The sequence below is a fragment of the Pantoea sp. X-Soil-YNGN-775 genome (genome assembly GCF_059730575.1).
This window is the reverse complement of record NZ_AP035945.1, coordinates 1,950,579-1,967,565: the sequence shown is the minus strand read 5'-3', so window position 1 is coordinate 1,967,565 and position 16,987 is coordinate 1,950,579. Positions and strand designations below refer to the sequence as shown.

The following is a 16,987-nucleotide window of genomic DNA, read 5'->3' as shown; positions in this document are numbered from 1 at the left end:
AAGCAGGTAAAAAAACGGTGCGGCAGCGGGAAGAAAAAAAGCTGAGCGCCAGCCAGTGGCGCTCAGCCTGTCAGGTTACTTCAGACGGAAAGCGACCACGCTGTCGCCCGCCGTGGTGCCGAGCGAACCGTGTCCGCCAGCGGCAATCACCACGTACTGCTTACCATCTTTACCCATAAAGGTAGATGGCGTGGCCTGCGCGCCAGCGCTCAGTTCGGTCTGCCACAGCAGCTCGCCGGTGGTGCTGTCATAGGCACGGAAGAAGTTATCCGCCGTGGCACCGTGGAACACCAGATCGCCCGCGGTCAGTAACGGACCACCGTGTGCCACCATCCCCATCGGGAAGCCGATAGGGAAACGGCCCGGCAGGAAGCTGGTTTTCAGGTTTTTGGTGTTACCCACCCGACGCAGCCATTCGGTTTTGCCGGTTTTCAGATCGACACCGACCATGCGTCCCCACGGTGGCGCGATGCACGGAATGCCGAGGCCAGAAGCCAGCTGCTGGATGTGAATCGCATAGTCGCCGTGGAAGTTTTCATTCCAGTACGGCGCACCATCTTTGGTGAAGGTACGCTGGGTTGCGGTTTCCGGCGTGCGCTTGATCAGGTTGTATTTGTAGGCCAGACGGACTGGCGCAGCAATCAGCATCTGACGCTGCGGATCAACGGCCACCGAGCCCCAGTTGAACACCCCGATGTTGCCCGGGAAGATCAGCGAGCCTTTCTCGGTTGGCGGCGTCCACGGGTTACCGTCGTAACGCAGCTCACGGAAATCGGCCCGGCAGCTCATCTGGTCAAACGGCGTGATACCCCACATCGACTTTTCAGTCAGCTGCTGCGGAATGAAGTTAAGGCTGGAGACCGGCTGCGTGGCGGCATACTGCTCGCCTTTGATGCCATCAGTCGAGACCTTAACCTGCTCCACCGGATAAACCGGTTCGCCGGTCAGACGGTTCAGCACAAACAGGTTGCCGGTTTTGGTCGGCAGGATCACCGCCGGTTGTGACTTGCCCTGATAGTCGATATCAATCAGCGAAGGCTGTGACGGATTGTCACGGTCCCACAGATCGTGGTTTGAACTCTGATAACGCCATTTAAAGGCACCGGTTTTCAGATCCAGCGCCACCAGCGCATCGCGGAACTTCTCGGTGTTGCTGTTTGGGTCACGCTCAATGCCGACTTCATCCGGCGAGGCGTTGCCAAACGGCACATAGACCAGCCCATTTTTCAGGTCAGCGCTCAGGGTCGCCCAGGCAACCGGGGTATCCTGGGGATAGGTGGCGGCTGCCGCTACCGGCGCGGTATTTTCCGGATTGGCCGGATCGAAGTTCCACACCAGACGACCGCTGATCGCATCGTAAGCACGGATCACGCCAGACGGGTTGCCGGTGTTGAAACCGTTATCCATCACTGAGCCACCGACAATCACCAGATTGCCAGCAACCAGTGGCGCAGCGGTCTGCATCAGCGCATGGGGACGGACATCGCCCATGTTAGCGCGCAGGTTCACCACACCGTTATCACCGAAGTCAGCACAGGCTTTACCGGTGTCGGCATCCAGCGCAATCAGGCGAGCGTCGGTGGTGGCGTTGAAGATACGCTTGCGGCACAGGGCCGGCTGCGCGCTGCTTTGCGGCTGAGCCGCCTGGCCCGCGTCGAAGTAGCTGACGCCGCGACAGGTCTGGTGCTGCTGCAGATAAGAGCGGTTTTTATCCGGCGCCGTCTTCCACTTCACCGCACCGGTTTCCGGGTCGAGCGCGTGGACTTCGTTATGCGGCGTACAGAAGTAAAGCATGCCGTTGGCTTTCAGCGGCGTCGCTTCAAAGGTGTACTCGGTGGCATCATCACCCTGACGCAGATCGCCAGTATGATAGGTCCACGCCACTTCCAGATCTTTCACGTTGTCTTTGGTGATCTGCTTCAGTGCCGAGAAGCGCTGGCCGTCAGTGGTGCCGCCATAAGCGCTCCACTCGTCAGCTGCACCGTTAGTCGCAGATGGCGTGCGCGCGTTGCTGATGGTGCCCTGCTGAGGAACCGGATCGTAGAAGCACAGGCCGATCACCAGCAGCACCATCAGGATAACTGTCCCGCCCAAAAACGGATGGAAACGGCGCTGTCCCTGATAGAGCGACCGGACCACCCACGGCAGTGCCAGCCAGACGCCCAGTACCCCAAACAGGTCACCGCGCGGGATCCACTGCCACTTGTCGAAGCCCACTTCCCAGATAATCCAGAACAGGGTGATCCACATCAGCAACGCATAGAGCGTTAGCGCGCTGCGCTTGTTCATAAACAGCAGGATAGCGCTGAGCAAAACGCCCACGCCGATTAGCGCATAGAATGCACTCCCTCCCACCAGCAGGAGTTGTCCTCCCATGTAAATCAGGGCGATAGCAATTATCGCCATGATTACACTGGTAATTTTGTTAATCATGATCCATCCTCGGGTCATTAGCGGCGGTAGAAAATCAAATTAGAAAACATAAAATCAACGGGATTTTAACTAACGTAAGAAATATGTAAAAACATGTCGAAAGGTAAGACATTAGACAGACTTATTAATATCCCCCCCCTCAATAGCCTAATCGCCGCTTTTTTTACTTTCCGAAGCGGTAAAACCGCGACATTCATCACAAAAAATTAACCAATGGCCTGAGTGAACCGCACCTTTTGTTCAAAGCTGTGGATTTAATCAACAAGTTAAACTTCAGCGACACGCCACCACAACGTCGCTTAAACCTTTTTCAACTGACAAAATTGTGTAATCAGAACGCGGGGAGCTGACTGCGCTAAATCTTAACCCCGCCAGCGAATAAGCTGCGCTTATTTTCATCTTTGCGTCACCCGGTGTGAAATAGTGCCTGCGAACAAGAGGTTAACGCCGCCCGACCGGCAGCGCTTTTATTTATTACCCCTTTTCTGCTTAAAGCGTTTGTTTACATCGAGTCCGATAAGCCCGATAAAATATTAACGTTGCTGTTAACTTATTGCGCTAAATAGCTTTAAGATATTCCTCAGCCTGGCAACATTAATGCAGTATGATATAGATCAGGCAGACCTTTATTTCCGTTCATGCAGGCGCTGCACATTTATCGCCGGCAAAATAAAACAGGCAGGCTAATCATGTCGGCAATAAATGCGATTTATCGTAAGATTCGTTTCCCGTTTAAATTTATTAATGCAGCGCTTCGTTATCCGGCTGCTCAGGCCAGAGTTAAATCTTATTCAGTGATGTCGATAGAAGAGACCATCGATCGGCTATTAAGCGATCCGCAGTTATCGCTGGCCCGCTACGGCGATGGGGAACTGGAGATGACCTATTATAAGAACATCGGTTTTCAGCCCTTCGACCCACGCCTCTCGGCAAGGCTTAAGACACTGTTGCAGCAAGGACCACAAGCCAACCCGCACTGCCTGCTCTGCCTGCCGGACGCCTTTCGCACTACGCGAAATATGCGTAACGGATCGGCCCTGTTCTGGTTCTTTCACAAATCGTTTTATTTTAAATATTATCACTCTCTGCTGAATAAGCAGTACCAGTATGGTAATACTTCGGTGACCCGACCCTATCACGATTATAAAACCAAGCAGTTATCCCGCACCATCTTTGATAAATTCAAGCTGCTCTATAAAGACCGACGGGTATTAATTGTTGAAGGCAGCGGCACGCGACTGGGATTAGGTAATGATTTACTGGCCGGGGCGGGTGAAGTTAAAAGAATTACCACCTTAAACCGTAACGCTTTTTCAATTTATGACCGCCTGTATGCCGCCGTTTTATCCCATGCTGCTGATTTTGATCTGGTCTTAATTTCACTCGGCCCAACCGCAACGGTACTGGCTTACGATCTCAGCCAGCAGGGCATTCGCTGTATTGATAGTGGCCACGTTGATATTGAATATGAATGGATGCTGGCCAGTGCCACCGATAAAATTAAAGTGGCGGGCAAAAACGTCAATGAAGCAGGCGTGCTGCTGAGTGAGCAGAGCGCGGTGGCGGATGCCGGCTATCAGCAGCAGGTACTGCAACATGTTGGCGAACCGGAAGAGCCACCGCTAATGCCGCTCCCCCACGCCAGTCAGACGCAGCACAACGCAACCTGAGCCTGAACCCTGCACTCCCTGTTATCAGGCACGCTCTGCACCGGATTGATGCGCAGGCGAATAATTAGCCGGGTAATTCTTCATCACCGCTCGCCCGTCAGGCGGTCTGCACCGCCTGCACCCGCTGGCTTTTCAGCCCGGCCCGCATTTCCGGCACTCATTTTGCTTAATCGATCCTGTTAATTCCATTCAGGAGAAGTGAGATGAAGGCCAGCCGTTACCGTTACACCATATTTTCACTGTTGTTCCTGATCGCCCTGATCAACTACATCGACCGCGGCGCGCTGTCGTTTGCCGCCAACGCGATTGCCGTCGAGTACCACTTCAGTAAAGTGCAGCTGGGTGCCGTGCTGGGCTACTTTGGCTTTGGTTATCTGTTTGGTTCACTGTGCGGCGGCTTTCTTGCCGATCGCATCGGCACCAAAAAGGTCTGGTTACTGGCAGGCGTACTCTGGTCGCTGCTGGAGATCGCGACCGCCTGGGCCGGTGAGCTGGGTATGGCGCTGTTTGGCGGTTCCGCCATTATGGGCTTTGCCGCCCTGCGCATCCTGTTTGGCTTCTCAGAAGGTCCCGCCTACGCGCTGATGAACAAGGCGATTGCGCACTGGGCGCCGGATAACGAACGCGGCCTGGCGCTCGGCATTGGCCTGCTCTCCACCCAGGTTGGCGCGCTGCTGACCGCGCCGATTGCGGTCGGGCTGCTGCTGCTGACCGGTGACTGGCGGATGATGTTTATTCTGCTGGGGGTGTTTTCGCTGCTGGCGATGGCGCTGTTTGCCCGCACCTTCAGTGACGGTCCAGAGAGCAGTCCCGCCACCAGCGCAGCCGAACGCAAGCTGATCCGTGACGGCCAGCGTCAGCGCGCAGCCGATGGCGTGGCGCTGCCGTGGTGGCGCTTCTTCACCAGCCGCACCCTGGTGTGCAACGCACTGGGCTACTTCTCCTTCCTCTACATCACCTTTACCCTGGTGACGTGGATGCCGAAATACCTGCAGGATAATTTCCATTACGACCTGCATTCGCTGTGGTACGTGGCGATGATCCCGTGGAGCGGTGCCTGTGTGACCGTACTGCTGGGCGGACGGATCGCCGATACCCTGCTGGCCCGTTTCAATAACCTGCGGCTGGCGCGCAACCTGTTCGCCGCAGTCACGCTGTGCGGCACCGCCTGTTGCTTTATGGCGATCCCTTACGTGTCGTCAGCCGCCGGGATTATTGCCCTGATGACGCTGGGCAACGCGCTCAACGCGCTGGTGAATAACGTCTACTGGTCAGTGGTGATTGACGTCACCCCGAAAGCCTCAGTCGGCACCTACAGCGGCATGACGCTGGCGATTGCCAATCTGGCCGCGATCATCTCGCCGATGTTATGCGGCTGGCTGGCGGAATATTACGGCTACAACGCGATGTTTACCGTCACCGCGCTGATCGCGTTTGGCAGTATGCTGGCGATGACTCTGCTGCAACCGGAAAAACCGCTGGTCGCTGATACCGCGTCGTCTGAGGTGGCAGAGAGGTCGGTGGCATGATGGTTGTCGCCCCGGTTCGCGCGGGGCGACCGTTACGCGGTTCGGCGGTCGTGACGATCGCAGAACTGTTCAATATCACCCTGTTGAAAGTCCGCCAGGTTAGCCAGCAGTTTTTCCAGTGGCCAGTCCCACCAGGCAATACGCTGCAACCGGGCGGCAATCGCCGGGGTAAACCGCAGCCGCAGTGGCCTGGCTGGCACGCCGCCCACTACGCTGTAAGGCGCGACATCTTTGGTCACTACCGCACCCGCCGCCAGTACCGCGCCATCACCAACGGTAACGCCGGGCAGTACAATCACCGCATGGCCAATCCAGACATCGTGCCCGATGGTCACCCGATCGGCACGACGCGCGGCAAAGAAACTGCCATCGCGTTGAGCGTCAGGGTGGTAATACTCCGGGCAGTAGGTGAAGCGATGCTGGGAAGCGCGATCCATTGGATGATTGGGCGCACCGATGCGCACCTGATTAGCGATGGCGCAGAAGCGGCCAATCTGGCTATCGGCGATGCTGCAATGCTCCCCGACGTAAGAGAAGTCCCCCAGCGCGCAATATTCCAGCGCGCTGTGGGCCAGAATTTCACACTGCTGGCCGATGTGGGTTTCACGCAGACGCACACTCTCATCAATCCGGGTGTGCTGGAGTCTGGCGGGCATAACGGTGGCAACTGACATAACACTCCCGATAGCGAAAGGTGACGCCAGGCTGGCGTCACGCTGTCGCGCCACTCTACCCGGCCAGCATGACAGCCAATTGACAGCGAAAAAAGGCGGAGTGGTTAGCTCCGCCTTGATTCAAGTTCCGGTTAACCTGCGTGACCGGTCAGTTGCATAAGGGCAACGATGATCTGCAAGATGACCCGGATCAGATCCAGAATCAGCTTAGTCAGTTCCATCACTTTCCTTCTCCTGTAACAGGAGCGCGCTGTTCGGCAACCGAGGCTTTGACTCTACCCGCCGGGCGCCTAAGCACATCTTTGTGGAGAGGGCTGAGCGGCACTCATGGTTAAAGCCACAGGCCAGCACCACCTGATGCCTGCCGGGATTTTGGAAACCGTGCCCCTGGGAGCGGCCAGTCGACAATGAGGCTTCGCCCAACGCTCAACACATGTATAAACATACAGTATTTTGGCGAAACTTGAAATCCTTAGCCGCACATTTTACAATCTGCTGTGTGGAGAGTGCTGAGCACCTCGTTCGCAGCGCGGTTACCAGCCGGGTAGCGAGCAAAAAAATAAAGGATTTGGCATTACGCCAAATCCTTTTTTTATGCCGGTCATAAACTTTTAGTTGGCGGCGCTGATCCGCCAGACGGTATTGCCGGCATCATCAGCGATCAAAACGCCGCCCTGCTGGTCGCTGGCCAGGCCAACCGGCAGTCCCCGCACCTGCTTCTCATCTTCCGTCAGGAAGCCGGACACCACCGTCTGTGGCTGCCCGACCGGCTTGCCGTTTTCAAACTTCACCCACACCACTTTGTAGCCGTTGAGCGGCGTGCGGTTCCAGCTGCCGTGCTCACTGATGAAGGCACCACCGCGATACTGCGGCATATTATCGGCACCGTAAAACAGCAGTCCGAGCGGTGCGACGTGCGAGCTGAGCGCGTAATCCGGCTTTATCGCCTTCTCAACCAGATCTGGACGCTGCGGTTCAGCGCGGCTATCGACATGCTGACCAAAGTAGCTGTAGGGCCAGCCGTAGAAGCCTTTATCCTGCACCGAGGTCATATAGTCCGGCACCAGATCGGAACCGATTTCGTCACGCTCGTTGACGATGGCCCACAGCTTGCCGCTCTGCGGTTCCCACTGTAAGCCGGTCGGATTGCGCAGCCCGCTGGCGTAAATGCGGCTGGCACCGCTGGCGGCGTCCACTTCCAGCACCGCCGCACGCCGGTATTCGGCCCCGATGCCGTTTTCGGTAACGTTACTGTTGGAGCCAACGCCGACATACAGTTTGCTGCCGTCCGGGCTGGCTAACAGCGCTTTAGTCCAGTGATGGTTAATCGGGCCGCCCGGCAGTTCGGTCACTTCTTCCGGTGGGGTGCGGATTTCGGTGTCCCCTTCGCGATACGGGAATTTCACCAGGCTATCGGCATTAGCGACGTAAAGCGTGTTGCCAACCAGCTGCATGCCAAACGGCGAATGCAGGTTTTCGATAAAGCGATGCTGCTCCCATTTACCGTTAACGTTACGCAGCAGCGTGATGCGATTGCCACCGGCCCCGCCTTTGCCTGAGGCTTTCTGCACAATGCCCATGATCAGCTGCTTAGGTCGGGTGGTCGGCTTCGCCGGCCCGTTTGATTCCGCCACCAGCACATCGTTATTCGGTAACACATAGACCTGGCGCGGATGCTGCAGATTCTCGGCGATTTTCTCGATTTTCAGCCCCTGCGCCACTGTTGGCATTTCGCCCGCTTTCCACGGCGTGCCTTCCGGCACCTGCATTGGCGGCATAAAGAAGTTCTGCGCCTGCGGCAGTTCCGGGTTGGGTCCAGTCTGTTTCTGCGGATCGACCAGCGCGCCATCATCACAGCCCACCAGCAGAGCCGTCAGGGTGAGCGCCAGGATAGATTTATGCTGCATTTTCATGGTGGCTCCTCCTTAAGCGCTACGCTGACGTAACGCAAGTTGCACATTCGCCAGCAGCAACAGCGCCACCACCAGCGTGGAAAGCGTTACGCCAAGCGGGATCACCGCGGCAGCGTCGCGACTGTGGATAAACGCATTGACGATAGCGATGACAATCGCCACCAGCCACAGCCAGAAATGGCTCTTTTCTGCACTGTCGCTGCCGCGGAACAGATAAACCAGCGCGATGAGTCGCGGCACAATCGCCAGCACCAGCCCCAGCGCGATCAGCCAGCCGGCGGCGTCGGTCCAGAACTGGACAAAGGTCTGGCTATAGAGGATATCGAACAGCCAGGCCGCGACAAAAAAGCCCAGCGGCACCGGCTCCAGCAGAGCGTACAGCGTCACGGCGAATGCCGATCTTCCCGAGGTATTGCGCATGTTTCTCTCCATTTTAACGATGAATACAGATCAGGCCAGACGTCAGGCTGCCGGTAGCAACCGATATCGTGCCTGTAAAAGATTAGTAAACATGAAGAAAAGCGAAGGGTTAATTCGGCAGGAAGTGAAAATCAGGGCGGCGACCGGCAGGTCACCGCCTGCGGATCAGGACTTATCGGCCGGCAGCGTCATCCAGTAGCCTGGCTGATACGGCAGCGGCAGGAACTGCTGATGAAACTCACGGAAGGTCGCGTCGGGATCGAGATCGGCAAACAGATCGGGATGCAGCCATTTGGCCAGCGCCTGAATCGCAACAAACTGATACGGGCTGTCATAGAACTGATGCCAGATGGCGTGCGCGTTGCCGTTGTGCGCCACCGGCAGGGTTTTGAACGCGTCCCGCATCATCAGGGCGTTGAGCCGTGCGCGGGCTTCTGTCAGGTTGGCACCCGGACCGACGCCGACCCACTTACCGACGGTGTTGTAGTTCTTCCAGTTGGCACCGGTCACCACCACCACATCCGGCTGGCTGGCAATGATCTGCTCCGGGTTAACCGTGCCAAAGGTGCCGGGGATCAAATCCTTCGCGATGTTGCGTCCGCCGGCCATCTCCACCATCTGACCAAAGTTTTCATTACCAAAGGACATGCAGCACTCATCGCTGTAGCCACCGGCCCGATCAATCATCACTTTTGGCCGGTAACCGGTAAAGTTGGCCAGCTTTGAGGTCACCCGATCGATCTGCTGCTGACGAAAACGGATAATCGCCTGCGCCCGCTCTGGCTTGTTCAGCAGTTCGCCCATGATGTGAATGCTTTTCTCAGCATTAACAAACGGCGATTCACGGAAATCGATAAACACCACCGGGACGCCAACTGCCTGCAGCTTCTCGATTAACTTACCTTCATCGGTTGCCGCTTTCGATTCGAGGTTCATCAGCACCAGATCGGGCTTGAGGGTTAACGCCTGCTCAACGTTGAACGTGCCATCTTTTGCGCCGCCAAAGGTCGGCAGCTGCTTTATCTGCGGATAGCGCTGCTCATACGCCTGGTAACCGTCCCAGTCCGCTTTAGGAAAATCATCGCGCCAGCCGATCACCCGCTTAAACGGCGCATCGGTATCAAACGCTGCCAGCAGGTAAATCTGCCGTCCCTCACCCAGAATGATGCGTTTTGCCTCCTGCGGCACCTCGACCTGGCGTCCGGCCACATCGGTAATGGTTTTGGCCGAAGCCATCCCTGCCAGCGTGATTAGCCCCAGTGCTAAAAGCCATTTTTTCATAGTCAGAATCCACAGTAATGATAATGAGAATTATTAATATAAAGCGGCGTTACTATCACCTAAAAACAGCAATGGGGGAAGTGATGGCGCGAAATGTTTTTCCGCTGGGTCGCAGCGCGGCAGGCCGTGCGCGAACGCCGGGCTTTGGGCTTTGGGCTTCGGGCTTGGGGCTTCGGGCTTCGGGCTTCGGGCTTCGGGCTTCGGGCTTCGGGCTTCGGGCTTCGGGCTTCGGGCTTCGGGCTTCGGGCAAAAGTATTGGTAAGCACGGGGCGGTCTGCTGACAAACGGCTGTGTTACTGCTCACAAAACGGACAGCTTTCGTGAATATGCTCACAACATCCTGGGCGCTTGCACACATATTAGCCAGCAAGATACGCCCTTTGGCTAATGCGTTAATAAAATGTTACGGCTAGATTGAAAAATGAAACGACGTTTTAATATTTCGTCAGGATAGCCAGCCACAGGAGCTTAGCCGTGAAGATTAGCGCGATTGATGTCACTCTCTTTACCTATCCGACCCAACGCTGCAGCGACAGCGCCGGGCATTCCCATCCCGGTCCGGAAAATGAGGCGCAGATGGCGCTGCTCACCCTGACCAGCGAGGACGGTGACTGCGGTTACGCCTTTGCCCCGCCCGAAGTGATCCGTCCACATGTGGTTAATGCCTTCTTCCGTAAAGTGCTGATCGGCCAGAACGCTTTTGATCGCGAGCGCTTATGGCAGGATCTGGTGCACTGGCAGCGCGGCAGCGCCCATCAGCTCACCGAACGGGCGCTGTCAGCGGTGGAACAGGCGCTGTGGGACCTGATTGGCCGCAAGCTTAACCAGCCGGTGCATAAGCTGCTGGGTGGCTATCGCGAAAAGATCCCAGCCTATGGCAGCACCATGTGCGGCGATGAGCTGCGCGGCGGCCTCTCTACTCCGGATGAATACGCGCAGTTCGCGGAAAAACTGGTGGCGCGCGGTTATCAGGCGATAAAACTGCACACCTGGATGCCGCCAGTGTCGTTTGCGCCCAGCCCGGCGATGGATATTAAAGCCTGCGCCGCGGTGCGTGAAGCGGTCGGTCCGGATATCGCGCTGATGCTGGATGGCTACCACTGGTATAGCCGCAGCGATGCGCTGACCATTGGCAAAGCGCTGGAGAAGCTCAACTTCGCCTGGTTTGAAGAGCCGATGGAAGAAGAGAGCATGGCCTCTTACGCCTGGCTGGCGGACAACCTGTCGATTGACGTGCTCGGCCCGGAGAGCCTCGGCGGCAAGCATCACAGCCGGGCAGACTGGGTGCGTGCCGGGGCCTGCGACATTCTGCGTGCCGGGGCCAACGGCGTCGGCGGTATCTCTGCCACGATCAAAGTGGCTAACCTCGCCGAGGCGTTCGGCATGGACTGTGAAGTCCACGGCAACGGCGCTGCCAGCCTGGCGGTGGTCGGGGCGATCCGTAACTGCCGCTGGTATGAGCGCGGTCTGCTGCATCCGTTCCTCGATTACGACACGCCGCCAGCCTATCTCAACAGCCTGGTCGATCCGATGGATGAGCAGGGTTTTGTTACCCTGCCGAGCCGCGCCGGACTGGGCGAGGACATCAACTTTAGCTGGATCGAGACCCATACGCTGAATCGCTGGTAAGTCGCGATCGTCCCCTACAGCCAACAATAATAATTCCGAATCGCCACCGGCTTAGCGCCGCGCTGACCGTTCTGCGGTCAGCGGGCTGACCGGCTGAAAGACGATCGGGCAACCTCTGACCTGCCGGACCCGACTTATGAAACTGTTTAAATCGTGTGGCAGCGGGCTGATTGCGCTGCTGCTGCTGCTGACGGGCAGCCCCGCGCTGCAGGCACAAACGCCTGACGACCAGCTGATCGTCGGCATGAACATGAATAACCTGCTCACCCTTGATCCGGCCGCCATGACCGGCAACGAGGTGGTGGGCATCGTGGTCAACCTCTATGACGGGCTGGTGGAACTCAACCCGAAAAAGCTGACCGAGGTACGTCCGGCGCTGGCTGAGCGCTGGTCAGTCAGTGCCGATAACAGCACCCTGACCTTCCACCTGCGTGACAATGTCACCTTTCATTCCGGCAATCCGCTGACCAGCGACGATGTGATCTGGTCGATGCGGCGGGTGCTGCACCTTAACCTGGCGCAGGCCTCGGTGTGGAAATCCTACGGTTTCAGCCGCGACAACGTTGACCAGATGATCACCGCTCCCGATGCCCGCACCGTAGTGATCACCCTGCCTAAACCCAACGATCCGCAGCTGGTCATCTACTCGCTGGCGGCGCTCGGCAGCATGGTGGTGCTGGATCGCAAAACGGTGCAGCAGCATGAGATCAACGGTGACTGGGGCAACCGCTGGCTCACCACCCACGAAGCGGGTTCCGGCCCGTTCCGGCTGGATATCTGGCAGGCCAAAGATGTGCTGCGCATGAGCCGCTCGGCCGGTTACTGGCGCGGTGAAGCGAAAATGTCGCGGGTGGTGTTCCGCCATCTGCAGGAGTCGCAGACCCTGCGCCTGATGATGGAGAAAGGCGACCTCGATATCGCCAGCAACATGTCGATTCCCGACGTGCGCGCTCTGCGCCACGATCCCGATCTCACCATTGATGCGGTGCGGCGCGGCACAATCTACTACCTGGCGATGAGCATGAAGGACCCGCATTTTGACGACAGCCGGGTACGTGAAGCGGTGCGTTATCTGGTGGATTATCAGGGGATCAATAAGAGCCTGATGACCGGCTACGGCGAACTGCATCAGCGGCCGATTCAGGCGGGTATGCCCGCTACGCTGCCCGACCCTGGCTACCGGCTGGATGTGCCACGCGCCCGGGCGCTGCTGGCCGAGGCGGGCTATCCGGACGGCTTCGACACCACGCTGCGGGTACTGGCCGACCAGCCGTTCCTGAATATCGCCATTGCCATTCAGTCGACGCTGCTGCAGGCCGGCATTCGCGCCCGCATCATCACCGGCACCGGTAACCAGATCTACGGCGCGATGCGCGACCGTCAGTTCAGCCTGCTGGTCGGACGCGGCGGCAGCGGCGTGGAGCCCCATCCTCACTCCAGCCTGCGCTCGCTGGTCTATAACCCGAACAATGCCGACAGCGCCCGTCTGACTAATTTCCAGGGCTGGCGCACCGGTTTTTACGATGCGCAGCTCAACAGCATGATCGATCGCGCGCTGGTGGAACGCGACAGCGCCCGGCAACAGCAGGCTTACTTCGCTATTCAGCAACGCTACGACCAACTGGTACCGGCGCTGATGCCGATCTCCCAGATGCTCGATTCGGTGGTGGTCAACAACCGGGTGCAGGATTATCAGCCACACCCTTCGGCCACCACCTTTCTGCGCGACGTCTGGAAAACCCCGGATAGCCTGGCAGGAGGACCCCAATGACCCTGACACTTACCCGCAGCCACTGTCGCCGCATCAGCAAACGCGGCCTGCAGGTGCTAATCACCCTCGCGGGCTTACTGATGCTGACCTTCTTTATCGGGCGGGTTATGCCGCTCGATCCGGTGCTGGCGATTGTCGGGCCAGATGCCGATCAGGCCACCTATCAACAGGTTTACCACCAGCTCGGTTTTGATAAGCCGCTGTGGGTGCAGTTTGGCCTCTACCTTAATGCGCTGCTGCACGGCGATCTTGGCCATGCGCTGCTAACCGGCCAGCCGGTGGTCAACGATATCCTGCGCGTCTTCCCGGCGACGGTGGAACTGGCAACGCTGGCGATTGTGATCGGTGCCGGTCTCGGCGTGCCGCTCGGGGTACTGGCCGCCGCCCGACGTAACAGCGTAATCGATTATCTGGTGCGGATGATCAGCCTCGCCGGTTACTCAACGCCGATTTTCTGGGTCGGGATGATGGGTCTGCTGCTGTTTTATGCCCATCTCGGCTGGGTCGGCGGCGCGGGCCGGGTAGATTTCAGCCTTGATGGCATCGTGCCACGCCGCAGCGGCTTCATGCTGATTGACGCACTGCTGGCCGGTAACAGCCAAGTGTTCTGGAACGCACTTAATCACCTGGTGTTACCCGCCTCCCTGCTGGGCTTTCATTCACTGGCCTACATCAGCCGCATGACGCGCAGCTTTATGCTGGCGCAGCTGTCGCAGGAGTTCATCCTCACTGCCCGGGTAAAAGGCTTAACCGAGTGGCAGGTGATCTGGCAGCACGCCTTCCGCAATATTCTGGTGCAGCTGCTGACGGTGGTGGCGCTGGCCTACGGTTCACTGCTGGAGGGAGCGGTGCTGATTGAAACCGTCTTCTCGTGGCCCGGCTTTGGCTCCTACCTGACCGGCAGCCTGATGCTGGGCGATATGAACGCGGTGATGGGCTGTGTACTGGTGGTTGGCCTGATTTTCGTGCTGCTTAACCTGCTCTCTGACCTGCTCTATCAGGTGTTCGATCCGAGGACCAAAGTATGACCCTTTCCTTTGATGCCCCCGCTGTCAGCACTACCGGTGAGCGACTGGCGCGCTGCCGCCGTTTCGCTGCCCGCAGCGCTCACTTTATCTGGCGCATGGCCCGTAATCCGCTGACCGCTATCGGCGGCGGCATTGTGTTACTGCTCTGCGTGGTGGCGCTGTTTGCCCCGTGGATCGCGCCGTATCATCCGCTGATTCAGGATCTGAATAATGCGCTCTCGCCGCCGGGTGCCGCCCACTGGTTCGGTACCGATGAGTTTGGCCGCGACATCTTCAGCCGTCTGGTGTGGGGTGCGCGCATCACGCTGTATATCGTGCTGCTGGTGTCGGTGACCGTCGGGCCACTCGGCCTGCTGCTCGGCGTCACCGCCGGCTATTTTGGCGGCTGGGTCGACAGCGTGCTGATGCGGGTGACCGACATTTTTATCTCGTTTCCCAGCCTGGTCCTGGCGCTGGCGTTCGTCGCCGCGCTGGGTCCGGGACTGGAACACGTGGTGATCGCCATTACCCTCACCGCCTGGCCGCCAATTGCGCGTCTGGCGCGGGCGGAAACCCTGTCGCTGCGTCAGGCTGACTTTATCTCTGCGGTGCGTTTACAGGGTGCCTCGCCGCTGCGGGTGCTGTGGAAGCACATCATCCCGCTCTGCCTGCCGTCGGTGATTATCCGCATCACCATGAATATGGCGGGCATTATCCTCACCGCGGCCGGGCTCGGCTTCCTCGGGCTGGGCGCGCAGCCGCCCGATCCGGAATGGGGCGCGATGATCGCCAGCGGCCGCACCTACATGCTGGAGTGCTGGTGGGTGGTTACCGTGCCTGGCCTGGCGATTCTGATTAACAGTCTGGCATTCAACTTTTTAGGAGATGGCCTACGTGACCTGCTCGATCCCCGCAGTGAGTAACGCCACGCCGTTGCTCGACGTGCGCGATTTGCACGTAAATTTTGTTAACGGACGCCAGAGCACCCCGGCGGTTCGCGGCGTCTCGTTTCAGCTGGGTCAGGAGAAGCTGGCGATCGTCGGTGAATCCGGCTCCGGTAAATCCACCGTCGGTCGGGCGCTGCTGCAGTTACTGCCGGCGAAGGCACGAATTGAAGCCAGCTGGATGCAGTTTGGCGCGGTCGATTTGTTACACGCCAGTCCGGCCCGGATGCGCGAAATCCGCGGCAAACGGATCTCGATGATCATGCAGGACCCAAAATATTCGCTTAATCCGGTGGTACGGGTCGGTGAACAGATCGCTGAGGCGTGGCGCAGCCACCATCGTGGCCAGCATGCCGCCGCCCGTCAGCGGGCGCTGGCGATGCTGGAGGAGGTGCAGATCCGCGATCCTGAGCGGGTTTATCAGCTCTATCCGCATGAAATTTCCGGCGGTCAGGGGCAGCGCGTGATGATTGCGATGATGCTGATTACCGAACCGGAGCTGGTAATAGCCGATGAACCGACCTCAGCGCTGGATGTTTCGGTACGGCTGCAGGTGCTGACGCTGCTGGATGAGCTGGTCAATGCGCGCGGGCTGGGGCTGATTTTTATCAGCCACGACATCAACCTGGTGCGCAGTTTTTGCGACCGGGTGCTGGTGATGTATGCCGGCCGGGTGGTGGAGTCGCTGGCCGCCAGTGAACTGGATCGCGCGCAGCATCCCTACACCCAGGGCCTGATGGCCGCGCTGCCAGACATCGATCACCGCCGCAGTCGTCTGCCAGTGTTACAACGTCACCCAAGCTGGCTCACCGAATAAGGAGTAGCGATGATTGAAGTGAACAATCTTAACCTCAGTTTTGGCGACGAGAATGCCCGCAATCAGGTGCTGTTCGACGTTAATCTGCGGGTCAATCAGGGCGAAATCTTTGGCCTGGTCGGCGAGTCAGGTTCCGGCAAAACCACGGTGCTGAAGTGCCTGGCCGGCCTGTTTAATCACTGGCAGGGTACGCTGGCGATCGATGGCGAGCCGCTGGCGCACCGGATTAATCGGGCGCGCTGCCGGCGGGTACAGATGGTATTTCAGGACCCGTACGGTTCGCTGCATCCGCGGCATACCATTGGCGATATTCTGGAAGAGCCGCTACAGATTCAGGGCATCGGGCAGCGCCAGCAGCGCGTAATCGCCATGCTGGAAAAGGTCGGCCTGAACCGCGCCTGGCTGACCCGCTATCCCCACCAGCTGTCGGGCGGACAGCGTCAGCGGGTGGCGATCGCCAGGGCGCTGATTCTGGAGCCGGCGGTGCTGTTGCTGGATGAGCCGACCTCGGCGCTCGACGTCTCGGTGCAGGCGGAGATCCTGAATCTGCTGAGCGATCTGCAGCAGCAGGACAACCTGACCTATCTGATGGTAACCCACGATCTGGGCGTGGTGGCGCACCTCTGCCATCGGGTGGCGGTGATGCAACAGGGAAAAGTGCTGGAGACGCTGGATGTGCCGACGCTGGTGAGCAATCGGGCGAGCGTGGCCTATACCCGGATGCTGGTGGAGGCGAGCCGGCACGCGGCTCCGGTGCGGCTACAGGCGCACTGAGCTGGCGCTGATGCCGGTCAGGCCGGATGATTGTCAGACTGCATAACCGATAATGGAAACGCGGCTGCGGCAGAATGAACACCTCAGGCCGCGTCACGCAGCTGCGCCTCAGCGGCATTGCCCGC

13 protein-coding genes are annotated in these 16,987 nt (G+C 58.5%); 8 read left to right on the top strand and 5 right to left on the bottom strand.

The window, feature by feature from the left end; genetic code table 11:
* Window positions 1–75: 75 nt before the first annotated feature.
* Complete coding sequence (locus tag AC6I8I_RS09280) at window positions 76–2,433, bottom strand: membrane-bound PQQ-dependent dehydrogenase, glucose/quinate/shikimate family (protein ID WP_497828594.1); 2,358 nt, start codon at window positions 2,431–2,433, stop codon at window positions 76–78.
* A gap of 689 nt (window positions 2,434–3,122) precedes the next feature.
* Here AC6I8I_RS09280 and AC6I8I_RS09275 point away from each other — a divergent pair.
* Window positions 3,123–4,103 (top strand): GT-D fold domain-containing glycosyltransferase, encoded by a 981-nt coding sequence (locus AC6I8I_RS09275; protein WP_312054699.1) that lies wholly within the window; start codon window positions 3,123–3,125, stop codon window positions 4,101–4,103.
* Window positions 4,104–4,306: 203 nt separating this feature from the next.
* On the top strand, window positions 4,307–5,632 hold the full coding sequence (locus AC6I8I_RS09270; protein ID WP_312054701.1) for an MFS transporter: 1,326 nt from the start codon (window positions 4,307–4,309) through the stop codon (window positions 5,630–5,632).
* 32 nt (window positions 5,633–5,664) lie between these two features.
* On the opposite strand, the gene AC6I8I_RS09265 is transcribed toward AC6I8I_RS09270, so the two are convergent.
* From AC6I8I_RS09265 to AC6I8I_RS09250, 4 genes are all read right to left on the bottom strand, one after another.
* Complete coding sequence (locus tag AC6I8I_RS09265) at window positions 5,665–6,306, bottom strand: DapH/DapD/GlmU-related protein (RefSeq protein ID WP_312756930.1); 642 nt, start codon at window positions 6,304–6,306, stop codon at window positions 5,665–5,667.
* Between the two features lie 611 nt (window positions 6,307–6,917).
* Window positions 6,918–8,219 (bottom strand): PQQ-dependent sugar dehydrogenase, encoded by a 1,302-nt coding sequence (locus AC6I8I_RS09260; RefSeq protein WP_312054703.1) that lies wholly within the window; start codon window positions 8,217–8,219, stop codon window positions 6,918–6,920.
* Between the two features lie 12 nt (window positions 8,220–8,231).
* Window positions 8,232–8,639, bottom strand: a complete 408-nt coding sequence (locus AC6I8I_RS09255; protein ID WP_031377392.1) for a DUF2231 domain-containing protein — start codon at window positions 8,637–8,639, stop codon at window positions 8,232–8,234.
* A gap of 165 nt (window positions 8,640–8,804) precedes the next feature.
* A complete protein-coding gene (locus AC6I8I_RS09250; RefSeq protein WP_497828593.1) occupies window positions 8,805–9,920 on the bottom strand; it encodes an ABC transporter substrate-binding protein in 1,116 nt (371 codons plus the stop codon).
* Window positions 9,921–10,394: 474 nt separating this feature from the next.
* Between AC6I8I_RS09250 and AC6I8I_RS09245 the strand changes: the two genes are divergently transcribed.
* From AC6I8I_RS09245 to AC6I8I_RS09220, 6 genes are all read left to right on the top strand, one after another.
* A complete protein-coding gene (locus AC6I8I_RS09245; protein WP_312056112.1) occupies window positions 10,395–11,549 on the top strand; it encodes a mandelate racemase family protein in 1,155 nt (384 codons plus the stop codon).
* Between the two features lie 136 nt (window positions 11,550–11,685).
* Window positions 11,686–13,320: an ABC transporter substrate-binding protein gene (locus tag AC6I8I_RS09240; protein WP_312756924.1), complete on the top strand. Its 1,635-nt coding sequence runs from the start codon at window positions 11,686–11,688 to the stop codon at window positions 13,318–13,320.
* Window positions 13,317–14,348: an ABC transporter permease gene (locus tag AC6I8I_RS09235; protein WP_069728294.1), complete on the top strand. Its 1,032-nt coding sequence runs from the start codon at window positions 13,317–13,319 to the stop codon at window positions 14,346–14,348. Before AC6I8I_RS09240 ends, AC6I8I_RS09235 begins: the two co-directional genes overlap by 4 nt.
* On the top strand, window positions 14,345–15,250 hold the full coding sequence (locus AC6I8I_RS09230; RefSeq protein WP_312056114.1) for an ABC transporter permease: 906 nt from the start codon (window positions 14,345–14,347) through the stop codon (window positions 15,248–15,250). Before AC6I8I_RS09235 ends, AC6I8I_RS09230 begins: the two co-directional genes overlap by 4 nt.
* Window positions 15,222–16,088, top strand: coding sequence for an ABC transporter ATP-binding protein (locus AC6I8I_RS09225; RefSeq protein ID WP_497828648.1), 867 nt, complete (start codon window positions 15,222–15,224; stop codon window positions 16,086–16,088). Before AC6I8I_RS09230 ends, AC6I8I_RS09225 begins: the two co-directional genes overlap by 29 nt.
* 9 nt (window positions 16,089–16,097) lie before the next feature.
* Window positions 16,098–16,862, top strand: a complete 765-nt coding sequence (locus tag AC6I8I_RS09220; protein WP_312056116.1) for an ABC transporter ATP-binding protein — start codon at window positions 16,098–16,100, stop codon at window positions 16,860–16,862.
* Window positions 16,863–16,987 lie beyond the last annotated feature (125 nt).